Genomic DNA, 22,927 nt, shown 5'->3' on the forward strand with positions numbered 1-22,927 from the left:
AAGAACAGGCACACCGCCAGCGCCGCCCGGCGCGGTGCGGGATGAACGGGCGTTTCCTCCAGGCTGAGCGCCGCAGGCAGGAAGGCGGCCTCATCGCTCAGGCGCTTGGGGCCGGCAAGCTCGCGGCGCGCAGACCAGGCGGCCGCAAAGACGGCGCGGTAGCGGCCCAGCAAGTCGAAGACCGGATGAAGCGGGGTTACGGCGTTTGTCTTCGTGTTCATGGGAGTTCGCTGCAAGCCTCGAAAGGGCACGCGCTTGGTGGTGGCATTCTTGATACCATGTAGCGATGCTGATCGTGCTCGATACCAATGTGTTCGTCGGCGCGTGCCTGGGCAAGGGGGCATCGAACGCCGTGGTACACGAGTGTTTGGCGGGGCGTTTTCAGCCGCTCATGGCAGCCGCGCTGCTGACCGAGTACGAAGACGTGCTGGCGCGCAGCGCGCTGTTCGCCAAGAGCCGGCTCGACGCGGCTGAACGCGATGAGTTGCTGGACATCTTTCTGGCCTCGTGCCGTTGGACGCGCATCTACTACGGTTGGCGGCCGAACCTGCGCGACGAGGGCGACAACCACTTGGTGGAGTTGGCCGTGGCGGGCGGGGCCGACCGCATCGTCACGCACAACTTGCGCGATCTGCGCTCGGCCGAGTTGAAATTCCCGGGGCTCGAGGCCGTCACGCCGGCGCAGCTCCTCAAACTGGAGGTGACTTGATGAGTGCACTGACTGTTCGCCTGCCCGACGACAAGTACGAGCGCCTGAAGGCGCTGTCCAAGCGCCGCGGCACCAGCGTGAACCGGCTGATCGACGAGATGGCCACACTGCTGTTGGCCGAGTTCGACGCCGAGGCGCGCTTTGCGCTGCGCGCCGAGCGCGGGAGCGGCAAAGTACAGCGCGGCGTTGAGTTGCTGCGCAAGGCCCGGGGCCCGTAGGCACGCAGCAGACCGCAGGGGCAGCGTTCATGTCGCCTCTCCCCCGGCCTGCATCGACCAGAGATGCGCATACAGCCCCTTGGGCCTGTGCGCCAATTCGTCGTGCGTGCCCGCCTCCACGATGCGGCCCTTGTCCATCACGATGATGCGGTGGCACTGCCGCACCGAGCTGAGCCGGTGGGCGATGACGATGACGGTGCGGCCCCGGCAGATGGCCGCCATGTTCTTTTGCAGGATGGCCTCGCTCTCGTAGTCGAGCGCGCTGGTCGCCTCATCGAAGATCAGGATGCGCGGGTGGGTGAACAGCGCCCGCGCGATGGCGATGCGCTGGCGCTGCCCGCCGGACAGGCCCGTGCCCTGCTCGCCGACGACGGTGTCGTAACCCTCGGGCAGTTCGCTGATGAACTCGTGCGCGCCGGCCAGTTGCGCCACCTGCATCACCTGCTCGATCGGCGCGGCGGGGTCGGTGATGGCGATGTTCTCGCGCACGCTGCGGTTGAACAGCCAGTTTTCCTGCAGCACCACGCCGATCTGGCGGCGCAGCTGGGCCGCGTCGATCAGGCTGATGTCCACGCCGTCAACCAGCACGCGCCCCTGTTCGGGCGTGTACAGGCGCTGCACCAGCTTGGTCAGGGTGCTCTTGCCCGAGCCGCTGCGCCCGACGATGCCGATCACTTCGCCGCGCCCGACGTCCAGGCTCAAGCCGTGCAGCACCGGCGGCGCCTCGGGCCGGTAGCGAAAACTCACCTGGTCGAACTGGATGCGGCCCTTCAAGGGCGGCAGTTGCGCGGCGGTGGTGGGCGGCACCTCGGTGCGCGTGTCGAGGATGTCACCCAGCCGCGCCATCGAGATGCCGGTCTGTTGGAAATCCGTCCACAGCTGGGCCATGCGCATGATGGGCTGGGCCACGCGCTGGGCGAACATGTTGAAGGCGACGAACTGCCCGACCGTGAGCTGCTGGTCCATGACCAGGCGCGCGCCGTACCACAGCGTGAGCGCGCTGACCAGCTTGCCGATCAGGTTGATGCCCTCGTGGCCGTAGCTGGCCAGGGTGCTGGTCTTAAAGCTGGCCGACACGTAGGCGGCGAGCTGGTCGTCCCAGCGCTTGGCCACTGCCGGCTCCAGGGCGCTGGCCTTGACGGTCTGGATGCCGGTGATGGTCTCCACCAGCAAGGCCTGGTTCTCCGCCCCGCGGGCGAACTTCTCGTTCAGGCGGGCGCGCAGGATGGGCATGAGCAGCAGGCTCAGGCCCAGGTACAGCGGCAGGCTGATCAGCACGATGAGCGTGAGCGGCACGCTGTAGGCGAACATCACGGCGATGAAAATCACCGAGAACAGCACGTCGAGCACCAGGGTCAGGGCGTTGCCGGTCAGGAAGCTGCGGATGTTCTCGAGTTCGCGCACGCGCGCCACCGAGTCGCCCACGCGCCGAGCCTGGAAGTAGGCGAGCGGCAGGTTGACGAGATGGCGGAACAGCCGCGCCCCCAGCTCCACGTCGATGCGGCTGGTGGTGTGGCTGAACACGTAGGTGCGCAGCGCATTCAGCACGCTCTCGAAGACGACGATCTCCAGCAGGCCGACGACCAGCACGTCCAGCGTGGTCAGGCCGCGGTGCACCAGCACCTTGTCCATCACGACCTGGAAGAACAGCGGGCTGACCAGAGCGAATAGCTGCAGGAACAGCGAAAGCACCAGCACCTCGCCCAGCAGCCTGCGGTACTTGACTAGGCTGGGGATGAACCAGCTGAAGTCGAACTTGGCGAGTTCGCCGGCCAGACTCGCGCGGCTGGTGATGAGGATGAGCTCGCCGGTCCACTGCTCGGCGAAGCTGCTCAGCGGCTCGATGGTGGGGCGGCCGCGCTCGTCGGCGCTGGTGTCCTGGAGCAGGACGCGCCCGCCGTCGCACTGGGCCAGCACGACGATGCGCTGGCCGCCTTCGCGCTCGCGCATGACGGCCAGTGCCGGCAGCGGCGCGAGCGACAGGCGATCGGGGCTGCTGCGGCTGCGCTTGGCCTTGAGCCCCAGATGCTTGGCGGCCAGCAACAGATCGTCGAGGCTCGCGCGGTGGCTCGGCGGCCAGCCGAGTTGGTGAGCAATGGCCACGGGGTCGCCGGCCACGCGGTGCAGCCGCGCGATCAGGCACAGGGCGACGAGGCCGGGATCGGTGCGTTGTCCGGCGCCGCGCGGCGCCGCCTGATCCTCAACGCCGAGGACCGCTGTTCCTGACATCCCCACTCCCTCAGTCGTTGGCGGTGTACGCCTTGGCGCGAGAGTGTCGGGGTGCTGTGGATTACGGTGATATCCCCCGAAAGAGCGCTGTCAACTCTTACAGGTGCGGGTGACGTCGAACGCGGATAAGAGGGGCTGTTCGACTACGAAGCCACGCTGTACAAGGGTGTGGCGATGGAGCGGCTCCAGGAAGTGGCCGACGCACTCAAGCTGCGCGTGCGCGAAGTCATCACGCTGGACCCGGTGTAGCCCGGTGCTTGCGGTCTGCCGGATGTAAATCGCCGGAACAGCTCGAAGGCAGTACTCAGCCGGACACGCGCCGCTCGAGTCGCCCGACAAGCCGTCACGCCGAAGGCCCGAGCAGCCCGTGCTCGCGCGCATACCGCAGCAACTCCACCGCGCTGCCGACGCCCAGCTTCTGGCGGATCTGCGTCTGGTAGTTCGCCACTGTCTTCGTGCTCAGGCGCAGCGCCTGCGCGATGTCGTCGACGCTGCGGCCGGTGCACAGTTGCTGGAGGATGTCGAACTCGCGGCTGCTCAGGCTGCGGTGCGGCGGGCCGTCTGCGGACTGCGCGGCGCCGAGTGCGGCCACGTCGGGCGAGAGCGCGGTTTCGCCGCGTGCGGCGCGGCGCACGGCATCGACCAGCACTTCCGGTGCGCTGCTCTTCGTCACGAAACCGGCCGCGCCAGCGCGCAGGCATTGGTCGAGCATGGCCGCGCCGTCGTGCATGGTGAACACCAGCACGGGCAGGCCGGGCCGCCGCTGGGTCAGGCGGCGCAGCAGTTCCAGGCCGCTGCGGCCCGGCATCGACAGGTCGAGCACCAGCAGATCGACCGCATCACCGCCCGCAGCCGTGAGTGCGCCATAGGCAGCGTCGGCGTCCGAGAACTCGGCGACGACCGCCATGTCGGGTTCGAGTTCGAGCAGGCGGCGATACCCGGCGCGCACGACGGCGTGGTCGTCGGCCAGCGCGACGCGCAGGGTGGTGGAAAGGGTCGCTTGGCTCATGGCGCAGTGTCGCCGCGCGCGGTGCGTGTGCCGGCATCGTCGGCCGAACCGCCATTCGCCGCACTGCCGACGTCGTTGTCGACGCGGCCAATGCCGCGACTCTTGCCGCTGCCGCTGGCGTTGGTGTCGGCGCTGCCGCCAGCCGTGTCGATCACGAACGGCAACCGTGCATCGAGGCGCAACCCCGGCTTGGCGGTGCGGAGTTCGTCGACCGCACGCCATTCCAGATCGCCGCCGGCCGCCCAGACGCGCTCCTTCACGCCGGCCAGCCCATTGCCGCGCTGCCAGGCACCGGCGTCCAGGCCGCGGCCGTCGTCCTCGACCGACCACTGCAGCAGCCCGCGCTCACCGTCCCGCTCGACGCGCACGCCGAGCCGCGCGTTGCGCGCGTTGGCATGGCGCGCCACGTTGGTGAGCGCCTCCTGGCTGATGCGGTAGACCGTCAGCACCAGTTCGCGCGACAGCAGGAGTTCGCTCGCGGCGTTGTCGCCCGTTGCCGCACATTCGAAGTCGAGCGTGTACCGCGTGGTCTGCCCGGGCGATTGAGCCCAGGCCTGCACCAGCGTCGCCAGCAGCTCGCGCAGCCGCAGCACCGGCTCAACGCCCGCCTCGAAGCTCGCCTCGCCCAGGCCGAGCGGGCGCAGCCGCGTCAGGAGGCCGCGGACTTCCTGCTGAATGCGCGCGCACTGCTCGCCCATGCCGGCCACCACCGCGGCCAACTCGGGAACATCGACCAGGCGCTTTTGCAGCCAGGCGGCATCGACGCGCAGTGCCGTCAGGTGCTGGCCGAACTCGTCGTGCAGTTCGCGCGCGAGCCGGCTGCGCTCGTCTTCCTGCAGGGTGAGTACCTGGCGGGCGAGGCCGCGGCGCGCTTCCTCGGCTTGTTCGAGAGCACCGCTCAGGTGGCGCAACGCGGTGGCGATGGCGTCGAGTTCGCGGATCGGCATCGGCGGCAGGCCGCGCAGCGGCGCCAGCTCCTGGCGCTCGATGCGCGCGATGGCGTCGAGCAGCGGACGCAGCGGCCGGAACGCGCGGCGCAGGTGCAAGTGCATCACCGCCAGCAACACCGCGCTGCCCAGCGCCAGCAGCCCGAGCAGTTCGAGCAACTGTTCGAGCGCTTCGCGCTGCTCGCTGTCGGGCGAGGCGTGCAGTTGCAGGCGCCAGACTTCGCCGCCCGGCCGCGGCAGCGGCCACTCCACCACATGCGCCGGCGGCGGCGGGAACACCCGCTGGTTCAGCGCCACCAGCCAGCCCAGGGCCGGCGGCGGCGGCTCGTCGGCGTGCTCGGGAAGCAGGGCGCGGCCCTGCGCGTCGTACAACTGCAGGCGAAGGTGGCGCAGCTTTTCGGTCGTCTGCAACCAGCGCAGGGCTTGCAACAGCTCTGCAGGAGCCCGCTCATCGGCGCCGGGTGCGGACAGCACCGCCATGGCACGGGCGAGGGTCACGGCCGCGTCGGTTTCCTCGCGCATGTCGTCACGGGCTCGCCACAGGCCGAGCAACAAGGCCAGCAGCAAGCCGCCGAGCGTGACCGCCAGCGCGCCTCGCATGACCACTCGCGGCAGTTCGATGGGAGCCGGGTTGCGCATCAGGTCGGGAGAAATTCCCGTCGCTCGCGGCGAAGCAGCGCGCTCAAAATCCAAGGTTTGCATTCATAACAACAGAGGAGACGACCGATGGGACAGATTTGGAAAAGAAACGGCGGCGCGCGTCCGATCGCGGACCTCACCCAAGGCCCCGCACTATCGCCGCTGTCCAAAAGCCTTGTAGCCCGAGGCTGGCTGGGACTTGCCCTGATCGCGATGCCCGCCGTCGCGACCGCGCAAAGCGCACCGGCCCCCGACACGCCGGCCACGACCACGAAGCTCCAGCGCGTCGAGATCATCGGCACTTCGCCGCTGCCCGGCCAGGGCATCGACCGCGACCTGCTGCCCTACTCCACCCAGCTCATCAAGCGCGAGCGCATCGAAGACGCGCAGGCCGGCAACCTGGTCGATTACCTCAACCGCCGCGTGCCCGGCGTGCAGGTCAACGACATCCAGGGCAGCCCCTTCCAGGGCGACCTCACCTACCGCGGCTTTCGCGCCTCGCCGCTGCTCGGCGCCGGGCAGGGTTTGTCGGTCTACCTCGACGGTGTGCGCATCAACGAGCCCTTCGGCGACGTCGTCAACTTCGACCTGATTCCGGAGTTCGCGGTCAACACGATCTCGCTGGTGCCCGGCGCCAACCCCGCCTTCGGCCTCAACTCGCTCGGCGGCGCGCTGGCCTACACCACGCACGACGGCCGCAGCGCGCCCGGCGCGCGCGCCGAACTCTCCGGCGGCAGCTTCGGCCGCAAGCGCCTGGACCTGAGCTACGGCCGCAACGACGAGGCCAGCGGCTGGCACCAGTTCGCGGCCTTCACGTACTTCGAGGAAGACGGCTGGCGCGACCATTCCGAAGGCGACCTCGGCCAGTTCCTCGCCAAGATCGGCCGCGACAACGGCACCACCAACTGGAGCATCGGCCTGCTGCTCGGCCGCAGCGACCTGGTCGGCAACGGCCTGATTCCCGCCTACACCATCGATGACGGCCAGCTCGAGAAGGACCTGTACTTCAGCCGCCGCGAGTCGGTCTACACCTTTCCCGACCAGACCGAGAACAAGCTCGAGCAGCTCAGCTTCAACCTGCAGCACACGCTCACCGCGACGAGCTCGATCTCGGCGCTGGCCTACGTGCGCCACAGCACGCGCGACACCATCAACGGCGACGAGGCCGAAGAAGAACCCGAGAACCCGGGCGACCCGAACGCCGCCTTCAACAGCACCCGCACCACCCAGACCGGCTACGGCGCCGGCCTCAACTACGCCAGCCAGGTCGGCGCGCACCAGTGGCAGGTGGGCGCCACGGTCGATACCAGCAGCGTCGGCTACCGGCAGTTCGAACGCGGCGGCCTGTTCACCCCCGATCGCGGCGTGGAGCCGGCGCCGGGCTTCGGCAACGAACTGTCGGCCGACGTGGACGGCGAATCAACTCACTACGGCCTCTATGCCAGCGACACGATCCGGCTCGCTGCGCGCACCCACTTGACCGGCACGCTGCGCTACAACCGCTCTCGCATCGGCAACCAGCTCACCACGCGCGACGACGACACCGGCGTGGTCGAAGACAAGCCGCGCGAGACCTTCACCTACAACAGCGTCAACCCGGCGCTCGGCATCGCGCACCGCATCGGCGAGGCAGGCACCACGCCGACCGTCTTCGCCAACGTGGCCCGCAACTCGCGTGCGCCGACCGTCATCGAACTCGGCTGCGCCGACCCCGAGGAACCTTGCCGCCTGCCGGCCGGCCTGCAGGCTGACCCCTTCCTGGAACAGGTCAAGTCGACCTCTATCGAGGCCGGCCTTCGCTGGCCCTTTGCCGAGAACGCGCGCTTCACCATCGCGGCCTTTCGCACCGACAACCGCGACGACATCCTGTTCCGCAGCATCGACGTCAACGGCCAGCTCGGCTACTTCGACAACTTTCCCAAGACGCGCAACCAGGGCATCGACACCGAGCTCGCGCTCACGCTGGGCCGCTTCGACGTGGGCATCGGCTACAGCTTCCTCGACGCCACCTACGAGGCCGACGGGGTGCTGCGCCAAGGCGAGCGCAACGTGGCGATCGAGCCCGGCACGCGCATCGCCGGCATCCCCCGCCACACACTCAAGCTCGGCGCCGACTGGCGGGTCGGCGGCGGCTTCTCGCTCGGCGCCGACGTGCTGGCGGTCTCCTCGCGCCGCGTGTCGGGCAACGAGGACGGCCTGCTGGAAGACACCGCACCCGGCGACGAGCCCGAAGCGCGACGCCTGAAGGTCCCCGGCTACGGGCTGCTCAACCTGCGCGCCAGCTACAAGCCCGACCGCACGTGGGAGCTCTACGCCAATGTGACGAATGTCTTCGACCGTCGCTACGAAAACTTCGGTGCGCTGGCCGAGACCGTGTTCGACGCTCAAGGCAACGGCCCGGGCGAAGAGCGCGATGCCGTCTTCGTGGCGCCGGGCGCCGGCCGTGGCGTCTTCGTGGGGCTGCGCTACCGCTACTGACTACTCCCTCTCCCTCTGGGAGACCGCAGAGCGCTGAACGCTTGCGCCGACCGCCCATGCCTCGCGCACCGGCACCCGCCTCACTCCACCGGCAAACTGATCACGAAGCAGCTCCCGCCACCCTCGCGCGCCTCGCAGCGCGCCTCGCCGCCGTGGTGGCGAGCGATCTGGCGAACGAGGCTGAGCCCCAGACCCACGCCGCCCGCCTGCTCGGCATGCCCGGGCAGGCGATAGAAGGGTTCGAAGATGCGTTCGCGCTGTGCCTCGGGGACGCCGGGGCCGCGGTCGAGCACGCGCAACTCAAGCAGGTCACCGGCGCGCCTCATTTGCAATTCCGGGGCACCGGCGCCGCCGTAGCGGCATGCGTTCTCAAGCAAATTGCGCAAAGCGCGGCGCAGCAGCCGTTCGTCGCCGGAGAGCGTGTCCGGCAGCGGCGCGCCGCCGCCGTTCGCAGGGGCGAGCGGCGTGGCCAGCGGTTCAGCCGGCGGCGCCAGCGGCGCCTCGGGCAGATCCAGCGTCGCGTTGACGCGGGCAGCCTCCTCGGCGGCCAGCGCGATCAGGTCCACCGCCTCGCGCACCCGCTCGTCGACGCCGTCGGGGGAGCGCTCGTGGCGCGCGTCGAGCCGGCTGGCCAGCAGCACCTCCTCGACCAGCTGGTCGAGTTCGCGGATGTTGCGTTCGATCTCGGCTTTGAGCGGGGCGCGCTGGGCGCCGGCCGCACCGTCGAGCATTTCCACCGCCATCTTCATACGCGCCAGCGGGGAGCGCAGTTCGTGGCTGGCGTTGGCGAGCAGCGAGCGATTGGCCAGCACCAGCGACTCCACGCGCGCGGCGGCCTGGTTGAAGCTGGCCGCCACCGCCGCGACCTCGTCCTTGCCGGAGGCATCGACGCGGTGATGCAGCGCACCGGCACCGAAAGTCTCGACGCCCTGCTTGAGCACTTCGAGCCGGCGCGTCAGCCGGCGCACCACCGGATACGCCCCCGCGGCGACCGCCACGAACAGCAGCACCAGCGTGACGACCAGTCCGGTGCCACGGATGAACGCCGGCGGATCGCCGAGCAGCCCGCGCTGCGCCGCCCGTGCGCTGCTGCGCGTGCGATAGGGGCGCACCACCCACAGCACGCGACCATCGCTCAACTCCACGCGCTGCGGCGGCCGCTGGCCCAGCGCGGCGACGGCGGCTTCGCGGCGTGAATCGGCGTCTTCTTCTGCAGTGCCGGCATCCGGCGCGTTGCCGGGCGCGCCTTGCACCCCATCGCTGCGCGGATAGTCCGCCGCGGCGGCGATGCGCCGGCCCTGCTCGTCGTCGAGCGCGAGCGGCAGGCGCAGCCGGTCAGACCAGTCGAGCAGCGCCTGAGCCTGCTGCTCGGGCGGCGCCGTCGGCGGCGGCAAGGCGTTGCGGATCAACTCGCCCCAGGCCGTGACCCGCTCGGTCGCGTTGTCGCGAAAGCGTTCGCGCTCGGCCTCGATGTTGTGCTGCAGCAGCCAGCCCGCCACCAGCGCGAACAGCAGCAGCAGCGCCACCACCGTGAGGTAGATGCGCAGGTAGAGCGTTCTCATGCGCCGGGCTCAGGGCGCGCTTCGCAAAGCCACGCAGCCGCAAACGACCGCGCGGTCGCGCGCTGCCAGCCTGCGCCCTGGCTTCGATCCCCGCTGGCGCGGGGCCCCTCTTCGCCGGGCTCAGGCTGCTTCCGCATCCTGCTTCTTCGCGAACACGTAGCCCGCGCCGCGCACGGTGAGGATGCGGCGGGGCATCTTCGGGTCGTCTTCGATGGCGGCGCGGATGCGCGAGACGTGCACGTCGATCGAGCGGTCGAAGGCCTCCAGCGCATGGCCCTTGAGCGCGTCCATGATCTGGTCGCGCGAGAGCACGCGGCCGGGCGCGCGGGCCAGCACGAGCAGCAGGTCGAACTGGTAGCTGGTCAGCTCGCAGGGCTTGCCTTCCAGGCGCGCCTGGCGCCCACCGGGGTCGACCTCCAGCCGGCCGAAGCGCAGCACTTCGTCGTCGCCCTGCGGCGAGGTGCGGCGCAGCAGCGCCTTGACCCGAGCCAGCAGTTCGCGCGGCTCGAAGGGCTTGGGCAGGTAGTCGTCGGCGCCGAGCTCCAGGCCGATGATGCGGTCCATCGCCTCGCCGCGGGCCGTGAGCATGAGCAGCGGCAGGCTGCGCGTGCGCGGCGCCACGCGAAGCTCGCGGGTGAGTTCGAGGCCATCGCCGTCCGGCAGCATCAGGTCGAGCACCAGTGCGTCGTAGGGCTCGCGCGCCAAACGGTCGCGGCCGGCGGCCAAAGTCGGCACCGCTTCGACGCTGTAGCCGGCATGGCGCAGGTAGTCGCCCACCATGGCGGTGAGGCGGGCGTCGTCATCGATCAGCAGCAGTCGGGCACTCATGGCGGTTTCTCGAAGGGGGTAAATCCGCAGCGGTATTGAACGCACGCTGCGGCGGTCCGCGGGCAGGGCGCCTGAGAGGATAGGCCACGAGCCTCGCTCAGCGCTGTGCAATGCCGTGCAGCGCTGCGGTGCTGGACGCCAAGGCCTGTGGCCTTGACGTCCGCACGCCGCGCTTGCGCCCGCGGATCGCGTGGGCCGCGAGGCTCAACCGGCCGGGGCGTCGAGCTGCCGGCGCTCGCGGTGGTGCTTCTTCATCAGCTCACGCCGATCCCTCTGCTTCTCGGCCATCTGCGCGCGCTGTTCCGGTGTAAGCACGCGGCTGATGTCGAGCATGGCCCGGGTCACACGCTGGCTGGTCTGGTCGTGCTCGGCCAGCATCTGCCGGCGCAGCGCCTCGACCGCGTTCGCGTCGACCGTCGGTTGAGCAAAGAGCTCCATTTGCTGTTGGCGCAAGGAGCGGGCGGCCACGCGGCGATCCTTCGTCTCGGCCGCCGCTGCCTCGGCAATCTGCCGTACCTGAGCACGTTGCGCCTCGGTCGCGTTCACGCTGTCGAGCATGCGCTCGACGTGGCGCGGCGAGCCGCCCATCACCCCGCCGGCGTGGTGGCCGTGGTGCTTGTACTTGGCGTCCTGGCCTCGGCCGGGTTCGGCCCACGCAGTGACGCTGGCGCCTGCCAGCGCCACGGCCACTCCGAGCAACACGCCGCGCATGCCGCGCGAAGACACAGTGGAAAGCTTCATCGTGAGTCCCTGCAAGAACACCCCGGTGCGGGGCGGTACAGCCATGCTCGGTGGCGGGGGTGAAGACGGCTTGGGCCTGGGGTAAAGATGTGTGAACCGCTCGCGTTCGCCGGCCCTCCCTTCAGGCAGGCAGCAGCCGCTCGTGGCGAACACCGTGCCTGCACTGTTGCCCCGTGGCCCCTAGCTCGCAAACCTTCTTGGGGATACGCAAGCCGCATCGTGCCTGCAAGAGTTCGACGTGCTGCGCGGCAGCCGACGAGCTGTGCCGACAGCCCGCTTACAACCTCAAGGAGACCCTCATGGCAGGACACGGAAAAGTCTATCGGGCAGGCGACAGCCCGCCCAACTCGAGCTTCTACGACCAAGGCAAGTTCGGCCGCCTGTTCGGCAACCTGCCCGCCTTCGCCGCCGACACGCCGAGCAAGCGCGCCGCGCTCAAGGAGCTCGGCAAGCAAGGCGGCCTCATGGACGCGATGGATCAGCTCACCGCACACCCGCGCGACCTCATCACCGACGCCAACCTGTCGCTCAACAACTCCGACAACCCCGACATGCCGGCCGGCATGACCTTCCTCGGCCAGTTTCTCGATCACGACCTCACGCTCGACATCACTTCCAGCCTGGAGCAGCAGGTCGATCCGGAGCTGATCCAGAACTTCCGCACGCCGGCGTTCGAGCTCGACAGCGTCTACGGGCAGGGCCCGCAAGGCTCGCCCGCGCTCTACGACCAGAGCGTCGACGAAGGCCGCACCACCTTCCTGGTCGAGGCCATTCCCGGCTCGCCCGGCAAATGCCGCGACGGCTCGCAGAAGTTCGACCTGCCGCGCAACAGCCAGGGCACGCCGATCATGGGCGACCCGCGCAACGACGAGAACATGGTTCTTTCGCAGTTGCACGTGGCGATGCTGCGCTTTCACAACGCGATGGTCGCCAAGGTCAAGGCCGACACCGGCAGCACCAACACGCACGAGATCTTCACCGAGGCGCAACGCCTCGTGCGGTGGCACTACCAGTGGATCATCGTGCACGAGTTTCTGCCCAAGACCATCGGCCAGGCACTGGTCGACGACATCCTCGAGAACGGCCGCAAGCACTACAAATGGCGCAACGCGCCCTACATCCCGGTGGAGTTCTCGGTATCGGCCTACCGCTTCGGCCATTCGCAAATCCGCTCGAGCTACCGCGTCAATTTCGGCCCTGTATCGACCGGTGAGGTGTTCGCCCTGCTCTTCAACGACAACCTCGCCGTCAGCCCGATCGCCTTCGACATGCGCGGCGGCACCCGTGCCGCCGACCGCTTCATCGACTGGCAGACCTTCTTCGATTTCGGCAGCCCGCCGCCGCGCAACAACAAGCGCATCGACAGCAAACTCTCGAGCGTGCTGTTTGATCTTCCGGGCATGCCGGGCGGGGAGCCGCAATCACTGGCCGGGCGCAATCTGCTGCGCCACCTGACCTTCAAGCTGCCGTCCGGCCAACGCGTCGCCAAGGCCATGAAAGAAGACCCGCTGACCCCTGCCGAACTGGCTGATCTGGCGCCGCTGCACCTGGACGACAGCACGCCGTTGTGGTTCTACATCCTCAAGGAGGCGGAACTGCGCGCCGACGGCAAGCGGCTCGGCCCGGTGGGCGGACGCATCGTCGGCGAGGTCTTCATCGGCGTCTTGGAGGGCGACGCCATGTCCTACCTTCGTCAGGAGCCCGACTGGACGCCGACCCTCGGCGGCAACGACCAGTTCACGATGGCCGATCTGCTCAACGCCGCAGGAGTCGTGACGGCCCTTTGAAAAGCCGGGAAGGCGGGCCGCAGCAAGGCCCGCCGCCGAGGGACGGCTTCGGTTTCACCGCCGGAACCCGAATTCCAGCACTCGCCGGGACCTGCTCACAATCGCTGGCAGAACTCCATCAGGTGGTTGCGGAACCACTGGTGACCTTCGTCCGACTCGACCGACTCGTGCCAGATCAGGTACACGGGGAACTGCGGAATGCGCAAGGGCACCGCATGTGACTTCAAGCGGAAGTTGTCGGCATACAAGTACGCCATGCGCCGGGGCACGGTGCCGATCATGTCGGTGGTCTGGACGATCACCGGCATCGAGACGAAATGCGGCACCCTCACCGCGATGCGACGTTGAAGCCCGCGCTTGTGCAAGGCCAGATCGATCATCGGCCGAGCGTTGGAAGGGGCGGCCAGCACGACATGAGGCAAGGCCAGGTACAGCTCTAGCGTGAGCCGCTCGCTGACCAGGGGATGATCGCGGCGCGTCAGGCTCAACAGCGTTTCGGTCAGCACGCAGGTGTTGCGGTAGGCCGACTCGGTCAATACGAAGTAGTCGAGCGCCAGGTCGACCGCGCCCTCGCGCAATTCGGCCTTGAGTTGCGCGCTCGACTCCGGGCGGATCCTGATCCGGATGTTCGGCGCCACCTCGGCGAGCCACTTGATGAAGCCCGGCAGGATCACCGCCTCACCGTAGTCCTCCACGGCAATGACGAATTCGCGGTCGGAGCGGGCGAAGTCGAAGGCCTCGTCACCGCGCAGGCCGCGCTCGAGCACATTCAGCGCCTGACGAATCGGATCGGCGAGCTTCTTCGCTCGCGGCGTGGGCCACATTCCTTGCGCACTGCGCTCGAACAGCGGGTCCTGCAGCCGCTCGCGCAGCCGGGCCAGGGCGTTGCTGACGGTTGGCTGCGACAAGTGCAGCTTGTGCGCCGCCTTGGAAATGCTGCGCTCACCGTAGATCGCATCGAAGACCAGCAGCAGGTTCAGGTCGAGGGTGCGCAGGTTCATGCAGCGGACTATTCGGAATCTGAATTCTCTCTATTCGACATTGAAAGTTGCTGAATAACAAGGCCACTCCGACACTTGCCCTCTGGCAACGAGTCGGGAGACGAACGCGATGGCCGAAGACACCGCACCGGTGCTCATGGATCGGCCGCTCGACGGCGTCACTCGGCTGCGGCTGAACCGGCCGCAAGCGCGCAACGCGCTGAACACGGCCATGCGCCAGGCGCTGGCTCAGGCGTTCACCGAGCTCGATCGGGATACCGGCACGCGCTGCGTCGTCCTGTGCGGGGCGCCCACCTACTTTGCTGCGGGTGCAGACCTGAAGGAAATCGCCCCACTGGGCAGCGCCGAAGTCTTCAAACTCGACGTGCCGCGCTATTGGAAGGCGATCGCCGACTTTTCCAAGCCCCTGATTGCGGCGGTAGCCGGCCCGGCGCTGGGTGGCGGCTGCGAACTCGCCCAGCATGCCGACATCATTCTTGCCGCGCGCAACGCGAAGTTCGGCCAGCCGGAGATCGGCGTGGGCATCATGCCCGGCGGCGGCGCGACCCAACGCCTTGTCAAGGCACTCGGCAAGTACCGCGCGATGAAGTTGTTGCTGACCGGCGAGCCGGTCAACGCCGAAGAAGCGCTCGCGATGGGGCTGGCCAGCGAAGTGGTCGACGACGACGCCCTCGAATCACGCGCGCTGGAACTCGCCGCGCACATCGCCTCGCGCCCGCCGATCGCGCTGCGCCTCATCAAGGAAGTGGCGCTCGCCGGCGCCGACGCACCACTGGCCACCGGTCTGATGCTGGAGCGGCGCGCGTTCGAGTTGCTGTTCGACACGGCCGATCAGAAGGAGGGCATGCAGGCCTTCGCGGAGCGTCGCCCGCCTGCCTTCGTCGGCCGATGAGCCCGGCCGCCCCGCCCTTCGACACAACAACGCTATCCACTTTTCAAGGAACAAGCTTCATGCGCCCAGACGTCGCCATCGTCGGCTACGGCCGAACGCCTTACAGCCGAGCCAAGCCCGGCGAACCCGTGCTGACGGCCGACGACTACATCGCCTGGGCCGCCGAGCTGGCGCTGCAAAAGGCCGGCATGTCGAAGAACGACTTCGACGGTCAAGGATTGGGCGTGGCGCACGCCGAAGTGGCGCACACCGTCAACTGGTCGGCGGCCGTGGCTGAGAACATGGGTATCAGCCCGCAGGCGCTGCTGCGGGCCGACCAGGGCGGCGCATCGGCGTCGTCGATGCTGATCCGCGCGGCCGCCATGATCAGTGCAGGCATCGTCGATCGCGTGCTCGTGGTCGGCGCCGACACGCCGCTGAACATTCCGTCGGTCGCCCCCGGGCTGCCGCTGTCTCCCGAACGCATTCGCGGCGTGTACTGGGATTTCCAGGGGCCCTTCGGCGTCATGGGTGCGAGCGCGCAGTTCGCGCTGGTGCAGACGCGCTACATGCACGAGCACGCGCTGAAGTTCGAACAGCTCGGCAAGATCGCCGTCAACGCGCGCTACCACGCCTCGCTGAACCCGGGTGCCATCTACCGCAAACCGTTCACGGTGCAGGAGTACCTCGACTCGCGGATGCTCTCCGACCCGATCCGCCTGCTGGACTGCGTGCCGATCGTCAACGGCGGCCTGGCCTACATCGTGACCTCGGCCGAGACGGCCCGCACGCTCACCGACCGCCCGGTGTACCTGCGCGGCTTCGGCGAAGCCAACAACTACTACCACGGCTCGCGCACGCTGCCCGACATCACGTCCACCGGCTTCGTCCAGGCCGCGCCTCAGGCGATGAAGATGGCCGGCGTGACGCACCGCGACATCGACTTCCTGCAGCCCTATGACGACTACCCGTTCATCGCGATGATGACGATCGAGGACCATGGCTTTTGCAAGAAGGGCGAAGGCGGCCAATTCGTCGAGGACCACGACCTGAGCTTCGACGGCGACTTTCCGATGTCCACCGACGGTGGCCAACTCTCCGGAGGGCAGCCCGGCGGCGCGATCGGCGGCTTCATGCCGCTCGTCGAAGCCGTCACGCAGTTGCGCGGCGAGGCCGGCGATCGGCAGGTGCCGAATGCGACGATCGGCACGGCCTGCGGCTTCGGCGGCATCCCGTACGGACGCCCGGGCCGCAGCTGTATTTCGGTGGTTCTCTCAACGGAGCAATGACATGGCCGACACCTCCCTTGCCAAACCGCTGCCCGCCATCACCGACCTGACCCGCCCTTTCTGGGCGGGCGCGAAGAACGGCAAGCTCATGCTGCAGAAATGCCAGCGCTGCGCCAACTTCGACTTTCACCCGAAACCCTGGTGCATCGAGTGCGGCAGCCGCGAGCTTGCGTGGACCGAGGCCAAGCCCTTCGGCACCGTCTACTCGTACACCGTCTCGCGCTCGGTGGCCATGAACTTCTCCGGCTGGCAGGCCGAACTGCCGGTGCTGATGTGCCTGATCGACCTGGACGACGGCGCGCGCATGTACGGTCAGGTAACGCACTGCAAGCCCGAAGAACTGCAAATCGGCATGCGCGTGGAGGCGCACTTCGAAGCGATCAGTGAAGAGGCCGGCATTCCGAAGTTCCGGCCCTCGCAGCAAGCCGCCCCCGAGGCCCGCCCTGCATGAACGCCGCGCCCGACGAAGCGACCCTGCGCAAGGCCGCCATGCAGGACGTGGCCTTCGATTGGCAGGACGCCTTGCGCCTGGACTCGCTGCTGACGCCCGAAGAAGTGATGATCCAGGGCAGCGCGCGCAAGTATGCGCAGGAGCGGCTGATGCCGCGCATCCTGCAGGCGCACCGCCACGAAAGCTTCGACATCGAAGTGATGCGCGAAATGGGCGAACTAGGATTCCTGGGCGCGACCATCGACGGCTTCGGCTGTGCCGGCATCAGCTACGTGGGCTACGGCCTGATCGCACGCGAGTTCGAGCGCGTCGATACGGCCTATCGCTCGGCACTCGGCGTGCAGAGCACGCTGAGCATGATGCCGATCTATCTGTTCGGCAGCCAGGAGCAGCGCGAGAAGTACCTACCGGCGATGGCACGCGCCGACAAACTCGGCTGCTTCGGCCTGACCGAGCCCGACCACGGCTCCGACCCAAGCTCGATGGCGAGCCGCGCGCGCAAGGTCGATGGCGGCTGGCGCCTCAGCGGGAACAAGACCTGGATCACCCACGCGCCGATCGCCGACCTGATGGTCGTGTGGGCCAAGAACGACGAAGGCAAGGTCTGCGGCTTCGTCCTCGAGCGCGGCATGAAGGGCCTGTCGACCAGCAAGATCGAAGGCAAGTTCTCGGTGCGCGCTTCGCCCACCGGCGAGATCCACATGGACGACGTATTCGTGCCCGAGGCGCAGCGCCTGCCCGGCGCGCACGGTCTCGCCGCGCCGTTCGCGTGCCTGAACAACGCGCGCTTTGGCATCTGCTGGGGTGCGATGGGCGCGGCCGAGTTCTGTTGGCATGCAGCGCGGCAGTACGCGCTGGACCGCAAGCAGTTCGGCCGGCCGCTCGCCGCGAACCAGCTCGTGCAGAAGAAGCTGGCCGACATGCAGACCGAGATCAGCCTCGGCCTGATCGCCTGCCTGCACCTGAGCCGGCTGCGCGACGAAGGCAAGGCGAGCACCGAGATGGTCTCCCTGCTCAAGCGCAACTGCGCGGGCAAGGCGCTGGACATCGCGCGCATGTCGCGCGACATCCACGGCGGCAACGGCATCTCCGACGAGTACCACGTGATTCGCCACGTCCTCAACCTGGAAACCGTCAACACGCTCGAGGGCACGCACGACATCCATGCGCTCGTGCTCGGCCGAGCGCAGACGGGCATTTCCGCCTTCAAGTAGACACGCTCGATGACTCCCCTTCCCTGCCATCGCGCCGATGCGATCACCGCACTGATCCATCCCCAGTCGATCGCCGTGATCGGCGCGTCGTCCGACCTTTCCAAGATCAACGGGCGACCGCTCAAGCACTTGATGGACAAGGGCTACACGGGTCGCATCCTGCCGGTGAACCCCAAATACGCGCAGATCGCGGGGCTCACCTGTTATCCCACGGTCGCGAGCCTGCCCGAGGCCGCCGATCTCGCGATCGTGGCGGTGCCAGCGAGCGAGGTGTTGAAGAGCATCGATGCGCTCGGTCAGCGCGGCGTTCGCGCTGCGGTGATCTTCAGTTCCGGTTTCGGTGAAACCGGGCCCGAGGGCCTGGCGATGGAACACGCGCTGGCCGAATGCGCCCGCTCGCACGGCATGGTGCTGTGCGGGCCCAACTGCCTGGGCTTCGTCAACGCCTTCGAGAATGTCTACGCGACCTTCAGTCAGTACGCGGACGGCGAGACCGGACCGGGGCCGATAGCTTTCGTCACGCAGTCCGGCGCGTTCGGCACCGCGATTGCAGCCTTGGCGCGCGAGCGCGGCCTGGGCCTGGGCTACTTCATCAACACCGGCAACCAGGCCGACCTGGACTTCAGCGAGCTGATGCTGAGCGTGATCGAGGATCCGCGCATCCGGGTGGCCGCCGGCTATCTGGAAGGCCTGGACGACGGCGCATCCCTGATTCGCCTGGCCCGGCGCTGCCGCGAACTGAACAAGCCGCTGGTGCTGACCAAGGTCGGCCGCATGGCTTCGGGCCAACGGGCCGCGGCGTCGCACACCGGCGCACTGGCCGTAGCGGATGCCGTGTTCGACGCGGTGATCCGCCAGTACGGTGTGCTGCGGGCGCGCAACGAAGAGCAGATGCTCGACATGCTGGAGGCGCTCAGCACGGAGCGTGTTCCCTCCGGCAACGGCCTGGGGATCGCGACACAGTCCGGTGGCGCCGGCGTGATGATGGCCGACCGTGCCGAAGAGGTCGGCCTGGTCGTGCCCGAGCTCACGCCCGCGACGCAATCGCGTCTGGCAAAGGTGATGCCCGCGTTCGGTGCCGCAGGCAACCCGGTCGACGTGACCGGCCAGTTCGTCGCGCGCCCCGAACTGCTGCGCGAATCGGTCGTTGCGCTGCTCGACGATCCGGGCATCCATGTCGCGATCGTCTGGCTGCAGTTGATGACGGCGCACGTCGATACCTTGGTGCACATCTTCTGCGAGATCCGTGACCGCACGACCAAGCCGTGCTTCGTCTGCTGGGTCGCCGCGCCGGCCGATGCGCTGCAAAAACTGCGCGCCGAGGGCATCGTCGTGTTCACTGCGGGAGAACGCGCAGTGGAGGCGGCGGCCGCGTTGGCCCGGCACCATGCGTTCCAGCGCAAGGCGCTCGCTTGCGAACCCGCCGTGGCAAAGGCCCTGCACGCCATGCCTTTCGATGCCACCGCAGGCGACATCGTCGACGGCGTGCAGCCCAGCGTTCAGGCCACCGAATGGCTGCGTGCCGCCGGCGTGCCGGTGTCAGCGGTGTCGCTGGCGCGCGATGAAGACCAGGCAGTTGCGCAGTGGCGCGCCGTCGGCTCGCCCGTGGTGCTGAAGATCGAGTCACCCGACATCACGCACAAGACCGAAGTCGGCGGCGTCATCCTGAAGCTGAACGACGAAGTTGCGGTGCGTCAGGCTTATCGCACCCTGATGCAACGCGCCCGCGATGCGATGCCCGATGCGCGACTCGAAGGCGTCCTCGTGCAGCCCATGGCGCAGGGACACTTGGAGCTCGTCGTCGGCGCGCAGCGCGATCCGGTGTTCGGCATGATCGTCATGGTCGGCCTGGGCGGCGTGCTGGTCGAAGTGCTGAAGGACGTGGTGTTCCGTCACGCGCCGTTCGACGTCGACGAGGCGCAGGCGATGCTGCGTGAACTGCGCATGACGGCGCTGCTCGATGGCGTGCGTGGGCAGCCTGCCGTGGATCGCACAGCGATCGCACAGATGCTTTCCCGACTTTCGCATTGGGCGGCCGCGATGCAAGCTTCGCTGGCCGAACTCGATCTGAACCCCGTACTGGTCGGCGCCGATGGGCCGATCGCCGTGGATTGCGTGATGGTGCTCGAGGATCAGCGCCACCCCGCACGATGAAGAAGGAAGCACGCACGATGAAGACCGACAGATAAAAAAGACAAGCTCGCGCCACCTCTACCGATATTCACCTGGAGACAAAACCATGCAATACGGATCCCAACGCTTCATGTCCCGAGTGTTCGCCAGCGCAGCGATCGCCGCGACGTTCTCGGTCAGCACCACAGCCCTTGCCCAAAGCACCTATCCGAGCCGCCCCATCACGCTGATCTCGCCCTACAGCACCGGCGGCGATGCCGACCATGCCGCGCGCGGCTGGGCTGCCGTTGCGCAGCGCGTGCTCGGTCAGACAGTGATCGTGCTGAACAAGGTCGGTGCCAGTGGCGTGATCGGCTCCGCGCAGGTGGTTGCCGCCGAACCCGACGGCTACACGCTGCTGCTCGCGAGAACGGGATCGCAAGCCATCCTGCCGGCCATCGAGCCGACCTCCACCAAGTACAAGTGGGACGACTACACCTTCATCGGCACGCTGGAGCTCAACCCGTATGGCTGTGTCGTCAACGCGAAGTCGCCCTACAAGAAGTTCGAAGACCTTGCCAACGCCATCCGCACCAAGGGCAAGACGCTCAACTACGCCACGGCCGGCAGCCTGACGACGAACGACATGGGCCCGCGCCAGTTGTTCAGGCTGCTGAAGGTCACCGACCAGGTGCCGACGCAGATTCCTTACAAGGGCACCGGTGACGCCTCGATGTCGGTGATGGGCAACGAGACCGAATTCGCCTGCGGCAGCCTGGGGCCCTTTCTCGGCCTGATCAAGAACGGCGACCTGCGTGCGCTGATGGTCACCACGGCCGATCGCATCGACCCGCTGCCCGATGTGCCGACCGCACGTGAACTGGGCTACAAGGACATGGAACTCATCGTCGGCTGGAGTGCGATCTATGGTCCGCCTGGAATGTCGGACGACGTGCGCGACAAGCTGTGGGATGCCATGAAGAAGGTTTCGACCGACCCTGCCTGGCTGGCAAGCACCGCGGTCACGGGCTCGATCCCTTACGTGAAAGGGCCCAAGGAGACCAAGGAGTTCGCTCGCGGACAGAACGAGCTTTACCGGACGCTGGGCGAGTCGCTCAATATCATCGACAGTAAGAAGTAGCCCACGCGAGGCAACGCCCCTGCGGTTGCGAAAGACCCCTTCAGACTGGAAAGCAGAATGACCCGAGGCAAATTTCGAGGTGCCGATGCGATGATGACATCACTGGCAAGCATCGGCGTTCGGCAGATCTTCACCTTGTCGGGCAATCACATCATGCCGATGTTCGACGCCGCACTCGACGCCGGCCTGCGCCTGATCCACACGCGGCACGAGGCGGCCGCGGTTCACATGGCCGATGCCTACGCGCGGCTGACCGGTGAACCCGGCATTGCGATGGTGACCGGGGGACCGGGGCATGCGAATGCCGTGTCTGCCCTCTACACGGCGCAGATGTCCGAATCTCCGGTCGTCCTGCTGTCCGGGCATGCGCCGGTCAAGCAGATCGGCATGGGCGCCTTTCAGGAAATGCGCCAGGCCGACCTGGCCAGTCCAGTCACGAAGGCGAGCTGGACGAGCGAACGAACCGATGCGCTGGCAAGCGACCTCGCTCGGGCCGTGCGCGCGGCCCTTTCGGGGCGTCCGGGGCCGGTGCACCTGAGCCTGCCCACCGACTTGATCGAAGCCGAGGCCGAATCCGGCGGCCTGCCCGACGCGGCCCAATTCAAGGCCACGGCAATGTCCGTCGATCCGAACATCGCGGCTTCCATGCTGGAACGCCTTGGCGCGGCAAAGCGGCCTCTCGTTCTCGTGGGGCCAGCCAGTCTTGGCAAAGAGGGCCGCCAACGCCTGGCCGCGTTGGAAGACGCGACCGGCATCCCGGTCATCGGCATGGAAAGCCCCCGCGGCATCCAGGACCCGAGTCTCGGCGCGTTCGCGGAGGTGCTCGCCCAAGCCGATTGCGTGCTGCTGCTCGGAAAGCGCATGGACTTCACGCTGCGCTTCGGCCAGGCGCCCGCCCTGCACGCCGACTGTGTTTTCGTGCAGATCGATGCCGATAGCGAAGAACTCGATCGCACGCGCAGTGCGGTCGGCTCACGGCTGCAAGGCGTCGCAGTTGCCGATGCTGCGTCGTCGATCGCCGCGCTGACCGGGCTCGCGTCGCGGCAGCGTGTCAGCCCTTCCGCCTGGCGAGGCGAAGTCCGCGATGCGGTCGCTTTCAGACCGCCGGGCTGGGCCGAGGCTTCGTCTGCCGAGCCCGGCCGTATGCATCCGGTGCAGGCCCTGCGGCCTCTGCAAAGCCTGCTCGACAGTCATCCCGATGCCGTGTTCGTTTCCGATGGCGGCGAGATCGGCCAGTGGGCGCAGGCCTGCCTGGAAGCGCCGAACCGTGTCATCAACGGCGTAGCCGGTGCCATCGGTGCGGCACTGCCGTTTGCACTGGCCGCACGCGTCGCGAAACCCGACGCACCCGTCATTGCGGTGATGGGCGACGGCACCTTCGGTTTTCATGCCGCGGAGATCGACACGGCTGTTCGCTACCAACTCCCGTTCATCGCTGTCGTCGGCAACGACGCGCGCTGGAACGCCGAGTACCAGATCCAGCTTCGCGACTACGGCGCCCAGCGACTGGTCGGCTGCGACCTGCTTCCCACCCGGTACGACCAGGTCACGGCCGGCTTCGGCGGCCATGGCGAACTCGTCACCGACCCGGTTCATGTACCGGCAGCGGCACAGCGCGCGCTGCAGAGCAGGCTGCCCGCGTGTCTCAACGTCATGATCGAAGGCCTGCCTGCACCCGCGGTCAGTCGGCGTTGAGCCGCC

General features: G+C 67.9%; 18 protein-coding genes and 1 pseudogene. 11 read left to right on the forward strand and 8 right to left on the reverse strand.

Going from position 1 to position 22,927, the window contains the following annotated elements; translation table 11 throughout:
- Positions 1–221, reverse strand: a pseudogene (locus H0W38_RS00770) (hypothetical protein); the annotation flags it as partial.
- 65 nt (positions 222–286) lie between these two features.
- On the opposite strand from H0W38_RS00770, the gene H0W38_RS00775 reads away from it, so the two are divergent.
- Positions 287–709: a putative toxin-antitoxin system toxin component, PIN family gene (locus H0W38_RS00775; RefSeq protein WP_292450609.1), complete on the forward strand. Its 423-nt coding sequence runs from the start codon at positions 287–289 to the stop codon at positions 707–709.
- Positions 709–927 carry a ribbon-helix-helix domain-containing protein gene (locus H0W38_RS00780; RefSeq protein WP_292450610.1) on the forward strand — a complete coding sequence of 73 codons (219 nt, stop codon included), beginning with the start codon at positions 709–711 and terminating at the stop codon, positions 925–927. Before H0W38_RS00775 ends, H0W38_RS00780 begins: the two co-directional genes overlap by 1 nt.
- 27 nt (positions 928–954) lie before the next feature.
- Here H0W38_RS00780 and H0W38_RS00785 read toward each other — a convergent pair whose 3' ends face one another.
- The 3 genes from H0W38_RS00785 to H0W38_RS00795 form a co-directional block, all read right to left on the reverse strand.
- Positions 955–3,156 carry a type I secretion system permease/ATPase gene (locus tag H0W38_RS00785; protein WP_292450611.1) on the reverse strand — a complete coding sequence of 734 codons (2,202 nt, stop codon included), beginning with the start codon at positions 3,154–3,156 and terminating at the stop codon, positions 955–957.
- Positions 3,157–3,499: 343 nt separating this feature from the next.
- Positions 3,500–4,165, reverse strand: a complete 666-nt coding sequence (locus tag H0W38_RS00790; RefSeq protein WP_292450612.1) for a response regulator transcription factor — start codon at positions 4,163–4,165, stop codon at positions 3,500–3,502.
- Positions 4,162–5,814, reverse strand: coding sequence for a histidine kinase (locus tag H0W38_RS00795; RefSeq protein ID WP_292450613.1), 1,653 nt, complete (start codon positions 5,812–5,814; stop codon positions 4,162–4,164). Before H0W38_RS00795 ends, H0W38_RS00790 begins: the two co-directional genes overlap by 4 nt.
- 150 nt (positions 5,815–5,964) lie before the next feature.
- Here H0W38_RS00795 and H0W38_RS00800 point away from each other — a divergent pair, with 150 nt between their 5' ends.
- Positions 5,965–8,229: a TonB-dependent receptor gene (locus H0W38_RS00800; protein WP_292450614.1), complete on the forward strand. Its 2,265-nt coding sequence runs from the start codon at positions 5,965–5,967 to the stop codon at positions 8,227–8,229.
- A gap of 80 nt (positions 8,230–8,309) precedes the next feature.
- Here H0W38_RS00800 and H0W38_RS00805 read toward each other — a convergent pair whose 3' ends face one another.
- The 3 genes from H0W38_RS00805 to H0W38_RS00815 form a co-directional block, all read right to left on the reverse strand.
- Positions 8,310–9,791 carry a HAMP domain-containing sensor histidine kinase gene (locus tag H0W38_RS00805; RefSeq protein WP_292450615.1) on the reverse strand — a complete coding sequence of 494 codons (1,482 nt, stop codon included), beginning with the start codon at positions 9,789–9,791 and terminating at the stop codon, positions 8,310–8,312.
- Positions 9,792–9,911: 120 nt separating this feature from the next.
- Complete coding sequence (locus tag H0W38_RS00810) at positions 9,912–10,619, reverse strand: response regulator transcription factor (RefSeq protein WP_292450616.1); 708 nt, start codon at positions 10,617–10,619, stop codon at positions 9,912–9,914.
- A 204-nt stretch (positions 10,620–10,823) separates the two neighbouring features.
- Positions 10,824–11,360 (reverse strand): Spy/CpxP family protein refolding chaperone, encoded by a 537-nt coding sequence (locus H0W38_RS00815; RefSeq protein ID WP_292450617.1) that lies wholly within the window; start codon positions 11,358–11,360, stop codon positions 10,824–10,826.
- A gap of 299 nt (positions 11,361–11,659) precedes the next feature.
- On the opposite strand from H0W38_RS00815, the gene H0W38_RS00820 reads away from it, so the two are divergent.
- Positions 11,660–13,147 carry a heme peroxidase family protein gene (locus H0W38_RS00820; RefSeq protein ID WP_292450618.1) on the forward strand — a complete coding sequence of 496 codons (1,488 nt, stop codon included), beginning with the start codon at positions 11,660–11,662 and terminating at the stop codon, positions 13,145–13,147.
- Between the two features lie 95 nt (positions 13,148–13,242).
- Here the strand turns inward: H0W38_RS00820 and H0W38_RS00825 are convergent, their stop codons facing one another.
- A complete protein-coding gene (locus H0W38_RS00825) occupies positions 13,243–14,148 on the reverse strand; it encodes a LysR family transcriptional regulator (protein WP_292450619.1) in 906 nt (301 codons plus the stop codon).
- Positions 14,149–14,257: 109 nt separating this feature from the next.
- Here H0W38_RS00825 and H0W38_RS00830 point away from each other — a divergent pair, with 109 nt between their 5' ends.
- The 7 genes from H0W38_RS00830 (at position 14,258) to H0W38_RS00860 (ending at position 22,921) form a co-directional block, all read left to right on the forward strand.
- Positions 14,258–15,040 (forward strand): enoyl-CoA hydratase-related protein, encoded by a 783-nt coding sequence (locus H0W38_RS00830; protein ID WP_292450620.1) that lies wholly within the window; start codon positions 14,258–14,260, stop codon positions 15,038–15,040.
- Between the two features lie 59 nt (positions 15,041–15,099).
- Positions 15,100–16,308 (forward strand): thiolase family protein, encoded by a 1,209-nt coding sequence (locus tag H0W38_RS00835; RefSeq protein WP_292450621.1) that lies wholly within the window; start codon positions 15,100–15,102, stop codon positions 16,306–16,308.
- A gap of 1 nt (position 16,309) precedes the next feature.
- The gene (locus H0W38_RS00840; protein ID WP_292450622.1) at positions 16,310–16,759 is read left to right on the forward strand and encodes an OB-fold domain-containing protein; all 450 of its coding nucleotides are present in this window, start codon (positions 16,310–16,312) and stop codon (positions 16,757–16,759) included.
- A gap of 38 nt (positions 16,760–16,797) precedes the next feature.
- Positions 16,798–17,973 carry an acyl-CoA dehydrogenase gene (locus tag H0W38_RS00845; RefSeq protein WP_292450638.1) on the forward strand — a complete coding sequence of 392 codons (1,176 nt, stop codon included), beginning with the start codon at positions 16,798–16,800 and terminating at the stop codon, positions 17,971–17,973.
- Positions 17,974–17,982: 9 nt separating this feature from the next.
- Positions 17,983–20,127, forward strand: coding sequence for an acetate--CoA ligase family protein (locus H0W38_RS00850; RefSeq protein ID WP_292450623.1), 2,145 nt, complete (start codon positions 17,983–17,985; stop codon positions 20,125–20,127).
- Between the two features lie 85 nt (positions 20,128–20,212).
- A complete protein-coding gene (locus H0W38_RS00855; protein ID WP_292450624.1) occupies positions 20,213–21,226 on the forward strand; it encodes a tripartite tricarboxylate transporter substrate binding protein in 1,014 nt (337 codons plus the stop codon).
- A 57-nt stretch (positions 21,227–21,283) separates the two neighbouring features.
- Positions 21,284–22,921 (forward strand): thiamine pyrophosphate-binding protein, encoded by a 1,638-nt coding sequence (locus tag H0W38_RS00860; protein ID WP_292450625.1) that lies wholly within the window; start codon positions 21,284–21,286, stop codon positions 22,919–22,921.
- The last annotated feature ends 6 nt before the right edge of the window (positions 22,922–22,927 follow it).

This window comes from Methylibium sp., assembly GCF_013817365.1.
In the GTDB taxonomy this organism is placed as follows: domain Bacteria; phylum Pseudomonadota; class Gammaproteobacteria; order Burkholderiales; family Burkholderiaceae_C; genus Methylibium.

Excerpts from the sequence above, each read along its gene's own strand:
- H0W38_RS00775 (WP_292450609.1), top strand. The coding sequence starts at position 287 with ATGCTGATCGTGCTCGATACCAATGTGTTCGTCGGCGCGTGCCTGGGC.
- H0W38_RS00780 (WP_292450610.1), top strand. The coding sequence starts at position 709 with ATGAGTGCACTGACTGTTCGCCTGCCCGACGACAAGTACGAGCGCCTG.
- H0W38_RS00785 (WP_292450611.1), bottom strand. The coding sequence starts at position 3,156 with ATGTCAGGAACAGCGGTCCTCGGCGTTGAGGATCAGGCGGCGCCGCGC.
- H0W38_RS00790 (WP_292450612.1), bottom strand. The coding sequence starts at position 4,165 with ATGAGCCAAGCGACCCTTTCCACCACCCTGCGCGTCGCGCTGGCCGAC.
- H0W38_RS00795 (WP_292450613.1), bottom strand. The coding sequence starts at position 5,814 with ATGCAAACCTTGGATTTTGAGCGCGCTGCTTCGCCGCGAGCGACGGGA.
- H0W38_RS00800 (WP_292450614.1), top strand. The coding sequence starts at position 5,965 with ATGCCCGCCGTCGCGACCGCGCAAAGCGCACCGGCCCCCGACACGCCG.
- H0W38_RS00805 (WP_292450615.1), bottom strand. The coding sequence starts at position 9,791 with ATGAGAACGCTCTACCTGCGCATCTACCTCACGGTGGTGGCGCTGCTG.
- H0W38_RS00810 (WP_292450616.1), bottom strand. The coding sequence starts at position 10,619 with ATGAGTGCCCGACTGCTGCTGATCGATGACGACGCCCGCCTCACCGCC.
- H0W38_RS00815 (WP_292450617.1), bottom strand. The coding sequence starts at position 11,360 with ATGAAGCTTTCCACTGTGTCTTCGCGCGGCATGCGCGGCGTGTTGCTC.
- H0W38_RS00820 (WP_292450618.1), top strand. The coding sequence starts at position 11,660 with ATGGCAGGACACGGAAAAGTCTATCGGGCAGGCGACAGCCCGCCCAAC.
- H0W38_RS00825 (WP_292450619.1), bottom strand. The coding sequence starts at position 14,148 with ATGAACCTGCGCACCCTCGACCTGAACCTGCTGCTGGTCTTCGATGCG.
- H0W38_RS00830 (WP_292450620.1), top strand. The coding sequence starts at position 14,258 with ATGGCCGAAGACACCGCACCGGTGCTCATGGATCGGCCGCTCGACGGC.
- H0W38_RS00835 (WP_292450621.1), top strand. The coding sequence starts at position 15,100 with ATGCGCCCAGACGTCGCCATCGTCGGCTACGGCCGAACGCCTTACAGC.
- H0W38_RS00840 (WP_292450622.1), top strand. The coding sequence starts at position 16,310 with ATGGCCGACACCTCCCTTGCCAAACCGCTGCCCGCCATCACCGACCTG.
- H0W38_RS00845 (WP_292450638.1), top strand. The coding sequence starts at position 16,798 with ATGCAGGACGTGGCCTTCGATTGGCAGGACGCCTTGCGCCTGGACTCG.
- H0W38_RS00850 (WP_292450623.1), top strand. The coding sequence starts at position 17,983 with ATGACTCCCCTTCCCTGCCATCGCGCCGATGCGATCACCGCACTGATC.
- H0W38_RS00855 (WP_292450624.1), top strand. The coding sequence starts at position 20,213 with ATGCAATACGGATCCCAACGCTTCATGTCCCGAGTGTTCGCCAGCGCA.
- H0W38_RS00860 (WP_292450625.1), top strand. The coding sequence starts at position 21,284 with ATGACCCGAGGCAAATTTCGAGGTGCCGATGCGATGATGACATCACTG.